11 protein-coding genes are annotated in these 12668 nt (G+C 62.5%); all 11 read left to right on the top strand.

All coding sequences use genetic code 11. From position 1 onward, the window contains the following. Positions 1-92: 92 nt before the first annotated feature. The 11 genes from ACFOTD_RS05960 (at position 93) to ACFOTD_RS05910 (ending at position 12638) form a co-directional block, all read left to right on the top strand. A complete protein-coding gene (locus ACFOTD_RS05960; RefSeq protein WP_378117060.1) occupies positions 93-533 on the top strand; it encodes an SRPBCC family protein in 441 nt (146 codons plus the stop codon). 170 nt (positions 534-703) lie between these two features. Continuing rightward, positions 704-1045: a PadR family transcriptional regulator gene (locus tag ACFOTD_RS05955; protein WP_378116698.1), complete on the top strand. Its 342-nt coding sequence runs from the start codon at positions 704-706 to the stop codon at positions 1043-1045. A 2-nt stretch (positions 1046-1047) separates the two neighbouring features. Further along, a complete protein-coding gene (locus ACFOTD_RS05950) occupies positions 1048-1611 on the top strand; it encodes a DUF2812 domain-containing protein (protein WP_378116696.1) in 564 nt (187 codons plus the stop codon). A gap of 77 nt (positions 1612-1688) precedes the next feature. After that, entirely contained in the window at positions 1689-2138 is a 450-nt protein-coding gene (locus ACFOTD_RS05945) for a YdeI/OmpD-associated family protein (RefSeq protein WP_378116694.1), read from the top strand. Positions 2139-2151: 13 nt separating this feature from the next. Further along, positions 2152-2994, top strand: coding sequence for an SDR family oxidoreductase (locus ACFOTD_RS05940; protein WP_378116692.1), 843 nt, complete (start codon positions 2152-2154; stop codon positions 2992-2994). A 612-nt stretch (positions 2995-3606) separates the two neighbouring features. After that, a complete protein-coding gene (locus tag ACFOTD_RS05935; protein WP_378116690.1) occupies positions 3607-5436 on the top strand; it encodes a sensor histidine kinase in 1830 nt (609 codons plus the stop codon). Next, positions 5411-7081: a response regulator transcription factor gene (locus tag ACFOTD_RS05930; protein ID WP_378116688.1), complete on the top strand. Its 1671-nt coding sequence runs from the start codon at positions 5411-5413 to the stop codon at positions 7079-7081. The genes ACFOTD_RS05935 and ACFOTD_RS05930 overlap by 26 nt, the downstream gene beginning before the upstream one ends. 338 nt (positions 7082-7419) lie before the next feature. Beyond that, positions 7420-8886, top strand: coding sequence for a carbohydrate ABC transporter substrate-binding protein (locus tag ACFOTD_RS05925; RefSeq protein WP_378116686.1), 1467 nt, complete (start codon positions 7420-7422; stop codon positions 8884-8886). Positions 8887-8985: 99 nt separating this feature from the next. Then, positions 8986-9870 (top strand): carbohydrate ABC transporter permease, encoded by an 885-nt coding sequence (locus ACFOTD_RS05920; protein WP_378116684.1) that lies wholly within the window; start codon positions 8986-8988, stop codon positions 9868-9870. After that, complete coding sequence (locus ACFOTD_RS05915; RefSeq protein WP_378116682.1) at positions 9871-10767, top strand: carbohydrate ABC transporter permease; 897 nt, start codon at positions 9871-9873, stop codon at positions 10765-10767. Positions 10768-10820: 53 nt separating this feature from the next. Beyond that, positions 10821-12638 (top strand): glycoside hydrolase family 35 protein, encoded by a 1818-nt coding sequence (locus ACFOTD_RS05910; protein WP_378116680.1) that lies wholly within the window; start codon positions 10821-10823, stop codon positions 12636-12638. The last annotated feature ends 30 nt before the right edge of the window (positions 12639-12668 follow it).

The raw sequence follows: 12668 nt of genomic DNA, 5'->3' as shown, positions 1-12668 counted from the left end.
AGGCCATGCAAGTCCATTTTCGTTCCGAGGAGAGATGAACGTTGACTTCTCTTAACCTTTTTCTTAATCAGGAGCCGGTCGCCAAGGCCGAGATGCTCATTCGCAGGCCGGCGGCGGAAGTATTCGAAGCCTTCGTCGATCCGGCGGTCACGACGCGATTCTGGTTCACCAGGAGCAGCGGCAGGCTGTCTTCGGGCGCGCGCGTCCAGTGGGATTGGGAGATGTATGGCGCTTCTGCCCAAGTCGAAGTGGTAACAATCGAGCAGGACCGGCTGCTGGCGATTCGTTGGGGCGACGAAGAGAATGGCTTCACGAGCGTCGAGTGGACTTTTGAGCGTCGGGCGGAAAATGAAACCTTCGTTAGCATCGTGAACGCGGGGTTTCAGGGGGACGGGGATGCCAGGGTCGCACAGGCGCTCGATTCGACCGGCGGCTTCAACTTGGTGTTATGCGGGCTGAAGGCGCTGCTGGAGCGCGGCATCGCATTGAACCTCGTCGCAGACAAGGCGCCGGACGCTCACGTACGACCCTAACATCATAGGCACGCAGGCGCTTCAGGTCGGATACGACAATGAGGCGCCTATTTTGCGTTCATTCGTTTGCCGACTATATTGACAGTCGATATATCGCATTGTATTATACCGTTATACGATATATCGCTATACGATATAGATGCGATGCGATGCGATGCGGAGGAACGAACTTGGACAAAGCGAAGCAAATGCAAATGCTGCCGTTGACGGAGGCATTCTACTACATTCTGGTGACGCTCTGCGCGGAGCCGTCGCACGGTTACGGCATGATGCAGGAGGTCGAGCGGATGAGCGGCGGCCGGCTGAAGCTGGGGGCGGGTACGCTGTACACGGCGCTGAACACGCTGCAGGGCAAGGGACTCATCGAGCCGCATCCAGGTGCGGAGGGGGCGGACGCCCGGCGCAAGATGTACGCGATCACGACGGATGGGCGGACGGTCCTGGCGGCGGAGGTCGAGCGGCTGGAGGAGCTGCTCGTGGTCGGCAGGCAAGCGCTGAGCGGGGGGGATTAACGATGGCGCGGACGGAGAAAAGAAGGCATGCGTGGATGAGCTGGGACTACGAAAAGGAAGAACGTTGGTTGAACGAGCTGTCGGCCCAAGGGCTGCACCTCACGAAGGGAGGCGCGTTCAGCAGCGAATTCGAACGCGACGAGACGGTCCGGTACACCTACGGTCTCGACTATCAGGGCGGCCTCACCAAGAAAAACGGCAAGCTGGACGAATACATTGAGCTGTATCGGGATATCGGATGGGAGTACGTGAGCACGACCAGCGGCATCTGGCATTATTTCCGAAGGCCGTGGGAGCCGGGAGAAATGCCGAAGCTGTATACCGACCGGGAGTCTCTCGTCGAGCACTATAAGAAGATCCAGCGCGTGATGGCGGTGGTGCTGCTCGCGAATGTCGCGATTGTGCTTGCCAACTTCACGAATATCTTCTCCAGGCTCCATGGCGCGATGCGATGGGGAGTCGGCGTGCCGGTGATCGTCGTCTATGCAAGCTTATTCGCCCTGCTCGGCTATGGGATCGCCAAAATGAACAAGAAAATCAAGGAGACCGGCGGGGGGAAGATATAGCTTCGCTTCGTTCTGACGAGTCGTACGCCGGCCTGCTATACTGGTGAGGAAGCGATCAAGCAAAGGAGCGGGCGACGTTGAAATTCAAAGCGACGGTTGAATTGAACGGCAAGACGGCGACGGGCATCGAGGTGCCGGCGGAAGCGGTCGAAGCGCTGGGTTCGGGCAAAAAGCCGGCGGTATACGCGACGGTCGGCGGGTATACGTATCGCAGCACGGTTGCGTCGATGGGCGGACGCTACATGCTGCCGCTGAGCGCGGAGCATCGCGGCTCCGCCGGCGTTGCGGCCGGCGACGAGGTCGAGGTGGAGCTCAAGCCGGATACGGATCCGCGCGAGGTGAAGGTGCCGGACGATCTGGCAGCCGCGCTTGCGGGAGCGCCCGAGGCGCGCGCTTTTTTCGACGGACTCTCGAACAGCAACAAGAGCCGCGTCGTCCTCTCCGTCGAAGGCGCCAAGACCGAAGAGACGCGCCTGCGCCGTATCGACAAGGCCGTGCAAGCGCTGAGCGAAGGTAAAACCGTATAAGGGGGACTATGAGATGAGCGGCATTATCGCAATCACGGGCGCTTCGTCCGGAATCGGGCTGGCGACGGCGCTTAAGCTGGCGCAAGAGGGTTGGATCGTATACGCGGGAACCCGCCATGTCGAGCGGGACCGGGAGCGTTATGCCGGACAGGACAACCTGCATTGGGTCGAAATGGAGGTCACGGACGTCTCCTCGCTGGAGGCCGCTTTTGGGTTGATCGAACGGGAGCGGGGCTCGCTTGACGTGCTGTTCTGCAATGCGGGCTTCGGATTCCTCCGCGCATTGGGACAAGCCGATCCGGCAGATATCCAGCGGGTGTTCGACACCAACGTCTACGGCGTGATGCACACGATTCGGGCGGCGCTGCCGCTGCTCCGCCAAGCGGCGAACGGCGGCTATATCATCGCCACCTCGAGTGTCGGCGGGCTGGTCGGACAGCCGCTCAACGAGATCTATTGCGCCAGCAAGTTTGCGGTGGAGGGACTGCTGGAGAGTCTGGCGACATACTACAAGCCGACGTTCAACATCGACATCACGCTGCTGGAGCCGGGCGCGATCGCGACGCAATTCGTCGGAACCGTGATGGAGCAGGTCAACGCGACGGGCGGCATTCTCGACGACGAGTACAAGCCGGTCGTCCAGCGCTACCTGGACGGATTCGCGAGCCGTAATTCCGTGCCGCAGACAGCGGAATCGGTCGCGGACGTCGTGGGCGGGCTGCTGCGCCTGGAGACCAAGCCCCTGCGGATCCGGACCTCCGAGGCCGCCGAGACGTTCGCGCGCTTCAAGACCAGCCAAGATCCGACGGGACTCGAAGGCATGCTGAACACGCGGAAAATCCAACTGAATCTATAAGGCGCGCTGCGCCGCAAGCCGGCTCGCGAGAGCCGGCTTCTTTGCGCTTTTGGCGATCAGACTATACCACCGGCGAATTCCGCAAGGTTGGGCCCATTCATGAACGGAGCATCGCAGACGGCAGAGAAGGAAGCGAGAGAGAAGGAGTCCTGCTTGCCATCCAGGCTAGGGCGACGGCGAATCGTGGACAGGCATGCGCGCGTTGGCTTATCGGGGGCTCTTCGGAGGCTTAACGGTTGCTCTTCGGGCGTTTTGCGGGTTGATAACTGCATTTATACATTTATTTTCTGCCGACCCGCGATAGGCGATATAATACCTGCAAATATGCATTTAAATTCAAAGCACAAGCCGGAAATGAGGCGGATGGAGGAAATTAAATGCACTTTTGCAGCTATCCTGTCCAAAAGGGCCGAGATTGGCGGAAATAGATGTATATTTGCAGGCGTTGCAGCGAACGGTCGACGCGACCGACGATCTGCCACCCATCGGAAGAACTGTCGGATGTGCTATTCATAGGCGGGCGGCGCCGATCCGACTGCTAGCGATTGCGGGTTGGCGGATGTACGCGTTTGCGTATAAGATTAGAAAAAACGAACCAAGCAGGTGAACGGCATGCCGCGGCTCTCTTCTTTGCTCGCACTCGGACGATCCGCCCTCTCGCTGCGGCGGTTGTCCATCAAGCGGCGGCTGCTGGCCGCCTTTCTCATCACCTCTCTGCTCCCCGTCGCCGTCGTGGCGATCTACTCCAACCAGAAGTACGAGGCCTCGATTACGGACAAGCTCAGCGCTTCGTCGACGCAGGTGCTCGATCAGCTCGCCCAGAACACGACGCGCGAGCTCGAGCAGTACGAGACGCTGAGCGAGACGATCATCATCAGCAAGCTGATTCAGGGCGGCCTGCCCAAGTTTTCGAAAATGGCCGACATCGAGAAGAGCGAGCTGCGCACCCGGATCAAGGACGAGCTCGGGCAGCAGATCTTCAGCATAAGCAACCTATCGAACGTCATCGTGCTGACCAACGACGGCCAGTCGATGTTCGATCTGGGCTTCGAACTGTACCCCGAGACGCGGATCCGCGAGCTGACGGCGCTGGTGGCGGACAGCAAGAGCAATGCGTACTGGACGGGCATCCGCAACAACCGCGGTTCCAGCCGGATCGCGCTCAGCCGGCGGATTTTCGCCGAGAATAACCTGAACCGGCAGATCGGCTACCTGATCATCGTCATCGACGAGAAGGTGTTCTCCCGCAACACCTACGAGTCCGTGGATCTGGGGGAAGGAAGCTCGATCTACCTGTCGGATGCCGCCGGCGTCGTCGTCTCTTCTCTCTCTCCCGCGATCGGACAAGGCTCTCTTTACCAGGAAAAGGTGTTCGAAGGCGTCAAGGACCGCAGGCAGGCGTCCCGCGCGGCGCGGGCCTTCTATGCGGATGTCGGCGGTCAGCGCACGCTCGTGACCAGCTCGTACATTCGGTCGGCGGACTGGTACCTGGTCGGGATGATTCCCCGATCGTTCCTGGTCTCGGAGCTGTCGGTGCTGCGCCACAACGTCGTGCTCATCTGCTTCTTGATCCTGCTGCTCGCAGGCATGCTCGCAATGTGGATCTACATCAGCATCAGCGGTCCCGTGCGCAAGCTGCTGCAATACGCGAACCAGGTGCGGATGGGCCAGCTGCAGCAGAAGATCGGGCCTTCGTATCCCGACGAGATGGGCATCCTCGCGGAGACGATCGACCGCATGGTCGGACGGCTCAAGGAGCTCATCTACCAGGTCGAATCGGAGCAGCAGGCCAAGCGGGACGCGGAGCTCGCGATGCTGCAGGCGCAGATCAATCCGCATTTTTTGTTCAACACGCTGAACTCGCTCAAATGGAGCGCGATGCTGGGCGGCAACGACGCCGTCTCCCAAGGCATCGCGTCGCTGTCCGAGCTGCTGCGCAACACGATCCTGGTCAAGGAGGAGCTCATCCCGCTCGACCGCGAGCTGGACAATCTGACGCACTACGCGACGATCCAGCGCATCCGCTACGGGGACTCGTTCGAGCTTGCGCTCGCGATCGAAGACGAGCTGCGCGATTGCCTCGTGCCGAAGTTCATTTTGCAGCCGATCGTGGAAAATTCGATTTTGCACGGAGGCGGCGACGAGGGGCGGAGCGTGCGGATCAAAGTGACCGGCGAGCGGGACGGAGCGCGGGTGCGGATCCGGATTCGGGACGACGGGAAGGGTTTCGATGCGGCGGAGGCGGGCGCGCGCGGCACGACGCATGCCAAGCTGTCGGGCATCGGCATCGGAAACGTGGACGAGCGGATTCGCTTGCACTTCGGCGCCCCGTACGGGCTGACGACGGTGAGCGTCGTGCAGGAAGGGACGGAGACGACGATCGTACTGCCGATCGTGCTGAAAGGAGAGAGGGACGATGTACAAGATTCTGATCGCGGATGACGAGATGATCGTGAGGCATGCGGTCAAATCGATGATCCGCTGGGACGACGGCCGCTTCGAATACGTCGGCGCCGCCGCGAACGGCCGCGCCGCGCTGGAGCTGGCGCGGGACGGCCGGGCGGATATCGTCATCACGGATATCAAGATGCCGGAGCTCGACGGCATCGGGCTGATCAAGGCGCTCGCGTCGGAAGGCTTCGGCGGGGAAGTGCTCGTGCTGAGCAACTACAACGACTTCGACCTCGTCCGGGAGGCGCTGAAGTGCGGCGCGCACGACTACATGCTCAAGCTGACGCTGAAAAGCGAGAGTTTTATGGAGGCGCTCGGCGAGATCGCGGCCAAGCTTGACGCGCGCAGGGGCGTTGCCGGCGGGGCGGCGAGCGGCGCGCATGGCGCGGAGGCGGGAGCGCAAGCAGGCACGGATCGGGCGTTGGGGGACCGGGAGCAGGCTGGGACGGAGCGGGAGCGCGCGGCCAAGATTAAGACCTGGCTCGCCGCGTTGGACGCGGAGGCGCGGAGCGAAGCGGACGGCGGCGGCCTGCCAGGGGAAGCGGATGCGGGCGTCTCTGACGAACTCTGGCGGGACAAGGGCGAGCGCGTGCTGGCCTTCCTCGTCCGGCTGCGGGAGGAGGAGCCCGCGAGGCCGGAGGGCGAACGCTTCGCGGACAAGCTGGGCGATCTCGCGGACAGCTTGTTCCCCGGCCGCAGGTGGGCGCATGCCGTCCGGGCCGACGACGGCTGCTTCGTGCTCGCGGCAGGGTATTCGGCCGCCCAGGCCGTGCCGGAGGCGGGGGATGCGGCACGGCGGATCCAGAGTTTGTGCGCGATGTATTACAACGCGCACACGCAGGTCGTGTTCGCCGAGCCGGCGTCCGATGCGGGAGCGCTGCTTGCGCAGCTGCGCGGCTGCCGGCGCGCGGAGCAGCTGCTGTTCTATGCGCAGCTCAGCGCGGCGGGGTTGTCGAACCGGACGCTGCCGGCCGAAGCGGACGACGAGTACCGCCGGGCCGAAGCGAGCCTGCGAGAGTCGGTGCGGGCCAAGCCGCAGGCGGGCTCGACCGATCTGTGGGTCGAGGGGGCGCTGCGGTTGATCGAGACCGCTGCCGAACGGCGCATCGCCGCCCGCGTGCTGAAGCGGTCGCTTGGCGGAAGCGTGCTCGGGCTCGCCAACGCGCAAGGCTTCGGCATCCGCGGGGACTGGGACGAAGCGCCTTGGCTGGCGCGCGTGTCCGCCGCAGCGACGGATACGCAGCTCAAGGAGGCGGTGCGTGAGCTGGCGGAGGATGCGGCCGAGCAGACGGAAGCGAAGCGGGACGCGTATCCGGCCGTTCGGGAAGAAGTGCGGCAGGCGCTCCGGTACCTCGAGGACCGGTACGCGGAGCGGCTCGCCATCGCGGACGTAGCCGCGCATGTCGGCCTGTCCGAGCCCTACCTGTGCCACGTCTTCAAGGCGGAGACGGGCCGCAGCTTGCTGACGCACCTGAACGAGGTTCGGATGCTGAAGGCGCACGCGCTGCTCGAGACCGGCCGCTACCTCGTGAAGCAGGCGGCGGCCGAAGTCGGCATCCACGATCCGTTCTACTTCAACCGCCTGTTCAAGAAGCGCTTCGGCATCGCGCCGAAGAACGTGAAGCCGGCGGACTGAGCCCGCTGATAGAAGAAGGAAGAGCGGTTCCGCGCCACTGAGCGCCGCCGTAGCTGAAGTGGAAATTCGGCAAATCGAGGCGCACTGCCGATGATCCATCCGCGCGGCGCTCCGACGTCCCTGCACTGTGGAGCGTCATTCGCAGGCCAAGCCTATGTCAGCTTTAAGCGGTTGCAAACCTGGACGATTTTAAGATTACGCTTTCATGCAAATCTCCATGTCACGGAACGCGACATGCGAACTCCATAATATTCTCCATGCTTCTCATTCGAATCGTTCATATGGCGGCTGCCCCCATGCACGTATAATGAAGCCATCTCATCCGAGGGGGTCCAGAAATGAGTACAAAGAAATGGTTGACCGCCGTAGGCGCGTCGGCGCTGGCGGTGTCGATGCTGGCAGCTTGCGGCTCGAATGGCAATAATGGCAACGGAAACGCCAATGGTTCAGCTTCGCCGAGTGCCGGCGCGCCAGCAAATGCAAGCGCATCCGCAAGCGCCGGCGAATCCGCTTCGCCGAGCGCGGCCGGCACCAAGACGTTCGAGAATACGGAGCTGAACATCGCCGTTTTCCAGGGCGGTTACGGCCGCGAGTACTGGGACCGGATCGCCGAAGACTTCATGAAGGACTATCCCGGCACCAAAATCAACATTACCGCGAGCCCGAAGATTGCCGAGCTCGTCCGCCCCAAGGCGGTCGCCGGCAATCCGCCCGACTTCCTGTACATGGCTGGCGGCGACAACGTGCCGTTCCTCAACGGCCTGATCAAGGACAACGCGCTCCTCGACCTGACCGATCTATTCAACGAGCCGGCCGCGGACGGCGGCGCGCCGCTGAAGGATAAGATTCTCCCGGGCGTGCTCGAATCCCGCGCCATGTCGCCGTACGGCGACGGCAAGGTGTACCTCGCGCCTTACAACTTCGGCGTCCTGGGCTTCTGGTATAACAAGGACCTTGTCGACAAGAAGGGCATCGAGCTGCCGAAGACGTGGGACGACTTCTTCGCCGCGAACGCCACGGCCAAGGGAAACGGCCGCGCGCTGTTCACCTACCAAGGCCTGTATCCGGGCTACCTGGAGCAGATCATCGTGCCGTCCATCTATAGCTACGGCGGACAAGAAGCGCTCGACCAATTTTTCAACTATGACCCGCAGTTCTGGAAGAGCGAGACGTTCAAGAAGGTATGGGGCATCCTCGAACGCATCGCGACGGACGACAACGCCCTCATGAAAGGCACGGTCGCGCTCAATCATACGCAGGCGCAGACTTCGTTCCTGCAGGGCAAGGCAATGTTCATCCCGAACGGCACGTGGTTCGAGGACGAGATGAAGGACGCGCCGCGCGAGGACGGCTTCCAATTCGGCTTCCTCGGCGTGCCGTCCGGCCAAGCGGGCCAACCGCCGCTCGCGATGACCAACGTCGAGCAGATCGCGATCCCGGCCAAGGCGAAGAACCCCGAGCTGGCCAAGGAATTCCTGCGCTACCTGTACACCGACAAGAGCGTCCAGCTGAACGCGGAGACGTCCAAGGGCGTGCTCGCCGTCAAAGGCGCGCCGGACCTCGGCAAGTCGTTCCTTTCCGAGACGACGTATAACGTCTACAAAGCCGTCGACGGCGGCATGGTGGCCGTGAACGGCACGTTCAAGGCCGTCGCCAAGGGCAGCAAGTACAATCCGTCCGACGAAGTTTACAAGCCGATCTCTTCCATCATGAACAAGCAGATGACCATCGACCAGTACGGCGACAAGCTGTTCAAGATCTACGAGGACATTCAGAAGGAGCTCAAGGCCAGCGGCGGCGAATGACCGTCCGGCACGACCGACTCCTGAAGAAGCAGGAAGGCCTGCCGCGTTCGACCGGCGGGCTTTCCCCGTTCTTGGGAGCAGAAAGGAAGGGATTCGGACATGACGATGAAAATGAGACGTGGCTGGTTCATCGCGGCCTGCCTTCTCCCGGGGCTCGCGATGTATCTCCTGTTCAAAGTATATCCGGCCGTGCAGGTGTTCCAGAAGTCGCTGTACCTCTGGACAGGCGTGGCCGACAAGCCGAAGTTTATCGGACTGCAGAACTTCCGGGATATGTTCCATGACGACGCGTTTTTGCTGTCGGTGCGCAATACGGGGCTGCTTATGCTGGTCGTCCCGGCCGTCACCTTGCTAATCGCGCTCGTCAACGCTTCGATCCTCACGCAGAGCAAGCTGCGCGAGCGGGGCTTCTACCGCACGGTCTTTTTCTTCCCCAGTATCCTCTCGTTCGTCGTTATCGCGATTTTGTGGTCGTTCATCTACCACCCGACGATGGGCTTCGTCAATTCGGGCCTCGAGATGCTCGGTCTCGGCGACTGGGCGCTGCCGTGGCTCGGCGATCAACGCACGGTGCTATGGGCGCTGGCGGTCACGCTCGTCTGGCAGGCGGCCGGCTACTACATGGTCATGTACATGGCGGGCATCGACAGCATCTCGCCAGACCTGTACGAGGCGGCATCGATCGACGGCGCGACGGCATTTCAAAAGTTTTTCCACATCACCGTCCCAATGCTCTGGGAGATCATCCGCGTGACGATCATCTTCAGCATCAACGGCGTTCTCACGATCAGCTTCGTGCTCGTCGCCGTCATGACGGCCGGCGGTCCCGACCGGCATTCGGAGGTCGTCATGACCTACCTGTACGGGCAGGCCTTCACCAATTCCAACTTCGGCTACGCGATGGCGATCGGCGTGTTCATCTTCGTCGTCTCGATCCTGCTGGCCTTCATCAGCAATCGCCTGACGCAAAGGGGGTCCCACTAAATGGCCGGCTACTCCGCAACCCCTGCATCTCCCGCATCTCCCGCTGCCTACGCACAGGCGCGCAAGCCCGGTTTCTCCTTCGGACGGCTCCTGCTTCGCGTTTTCCTGATCGTCCAGGCGCTCGCCGTCGTGTACCCGATCCTGTGGAACGTGCTCGCCTCCTTCAAGACGAACGAAGAAGTTATGGAGAGCCCCTGGAGCCTGCCGACCTCGCTGCAATGGGATAACTACTCCCGGGCCTTCAAGGCCGCGCGCATCGGCGACTACATGTTCAATTCGGCGTTCGTCGTGATCCTGTCGATCGCGATCCTGCTGCTGGCCGCCATGCCGACCGCCTACGTGCTTGGCCGCATGCGGTTCCGGGGGCGGGCGTTTCTGACCAACTTCTACATGGCCGGCCTGTTCATCGGCAGCGTCTACATCATCGTGCCGCTGTTCATCCTGATGAACCAGATGCACATGCTCGACAGCCGCTTCTGGCTCAGCGCGGTCTACGCGACGGGCACGCTGCCCTTCGCCGTCTACCTGATGACCGGCTTCATGAAGGCGATCCCGCACGACTTCGAGGAAGCGGCGATGATCGACGGCTGCGGCTACTTCGGCACCCTGTTCAAGGTCATTCTGCCGATGACGCGCCCGGCGATCATCACGCTGTTCGTGTTCAGCTTCTTCGACTTCTGGAACGAGTACGTGCTCGCCATGACGCTCATCACCGACGACGCCAGGAAGACGGTGCCGATCGGCCTCTCCAACCTGATGCAGATTCAGCAGTTCGCGACCGACTGGGGCTCCTTGTTCGCGGCGCTCGTCATCGTGCTGATTCCGACGGTCATCGTCTACGGCCTGCTGCAGAAGAAGCTGACGGAAGGTATGATGATGGGCGGCGTCAAGGGCTGATTGCAAGGCGGCAAGATGGTAAACTGTTGTCGATAAACGAAAAGAGGTGTGCGATGGCGACATTTACAGTATCGGGCGATCAATTCGCGTACGAGGGCCGTCCGGTCAGACTGCTGTCCGGCGCGATCCATTACTTCCGGGTCGTGCCCGAATATTGGCGGGACCGGCTTCTGAAGCTCAAGGCGTGCGGGCTCAATACGGTCGAGACGTACGTCGCCTGGAACGTCCACGAGCCCGAAGAAGGAAGCTTCGTCTTCGACGGCATCGCGGACCTGGAGGCGTTCGTCCGGCTCGCCGGAGAATTGGGACTGCACGTCATCGTGCGGCCGAGCCCTTATATATGCGCGGAGTGGGAGTTCGGCGGGCTGCCGGCATGGCTGCTCGCGGACGACAACATGCGGCTGCGCTGCTATGACAAGGCGTACCTGGCCAAGGTGGACGCCTACTTCGACGAGCTGCTGCCGCGGCTGCGTCCGCTGCTCTGCACGAACGGCGGTCCGATCGTCGCGCTGCAGGTCGAGAATGAATATGGAAGCTACGGCAACGACAAGGCGTACCTCGAATACGTGCGGGACGGCATGATCGCGCGCGGCATGGACGTGCTGCTGTTCACGTCGGACGGCCCGGAGGACCACATGCTGCAGGGCGGCATGATCGACGGCTTGTTCGCGACCGTCAACTTCGGCTCAAGGGCGGCAGAGGCGTTCGCCAAGCTGCGCGAGTACCAACCGGAGGGGCCGCTCATGTGCATGGAGTTCTGGAACGGCTGGTTCGACCACTGGATGGAGCCGCATCAGTCTCGCCCGGCTTCCGAGGTAGCGGATACGCTGGAGGAGATGCTTGGCGAGGGCGCTTCGGTCAACTTCTACATGTTCCACGGCGGGACGAACTTCGGCTTCCTGAACGGAGCGAACCACATCGCGCGGTACGAGCCGACCGTGGGCAGTTATGACTACGACACGCTGCTGAGCGAATCCGGCGAGCCAACGGCGAAGTTCTATGCGGTGCGCGAGGTGCTGGAGCGATATGCCGAGCTGCCGCCGCTTGAGCTGCCGGCGCCGCTGCCGAAACGGGCGTACGGCGAAGTGGCGATGACGGGGGCCGCGCCGTTGTTCGCGCAATTGGACGCGCTGTCGGCGCCGGTGCGGCGGCCGTGTCCGGAGCCGATGGAGAAGCTCGGGCAGGCGTACGGGTTTATCTTGTATTCGACGACGGTGAGGGGACCGCGCAGCGGCATGGAACTCGTCCTGCAGGAGGTGCGCGACCGCGCGCTCGTGTTCGCGGACGGCGCCTATATCGGGACCGTGGAGCGCTGGTCGCCTACGGGCATTCCGCTGGAGGTGCCGGCTGCGGGCATGCGGCTCGACATCCTCGTCGAGAACATGGGGCGCGTCAACTACGGCCCGCTGCTGCGCGACCCGAAGGGGATCACCTGCGGCGTGCGGCTGGGCAATCAGTTTTTGTACGATTGGGAGATCCGCTGTCTGCCATTGTCGGAGCTGGGCGGGCTGACGTTCGCGGCATCGGAGGCGGGAGCGGGCGGCCAAGCGTCGCATCGTGAGCAAGACCTGGGGCGGCAGGCGCCAGCTTCGTCGACGACCCGCGCTGGCGGGACGCAGCCGACATTTTACCGCGGCATCTTCCGCGTCGACGACCGCGCGGACACGTTCCTGCGCCTCGACGGTTGGACCAAGGGGCAGGCGTTCCTGAACGGCTTCAACCTCGGCCGCTACTGGGAAGCGGGTCCGACGCGCACGCTGTACATACCCGCGCCGCTCCTGCGCGAAGGGGACAACGAGCTCGTCGTGTTCGAGCTGCACGGCACGGCCGCTCCCGTCGCGACGCTGACGGACCGGGCGGACCTGGGCTAGCCGGCCAAACCAAGGAACCGCAAACCAAAG

The organism is Cohnella sp. GCM10012308, assembly GCF_042649185.1.
In the GTDB taxonomy this organism is placed as follows: Bacteria; Bacillota; Bacilli; order Paenibacillales; family Paenibacillaceae; genus Cohnella.
The sequence above is the reverse complement of the archived record's forward strand: the minus strand, read 5'-3'. Positions and strand labels throughout refer to the sequence as shown.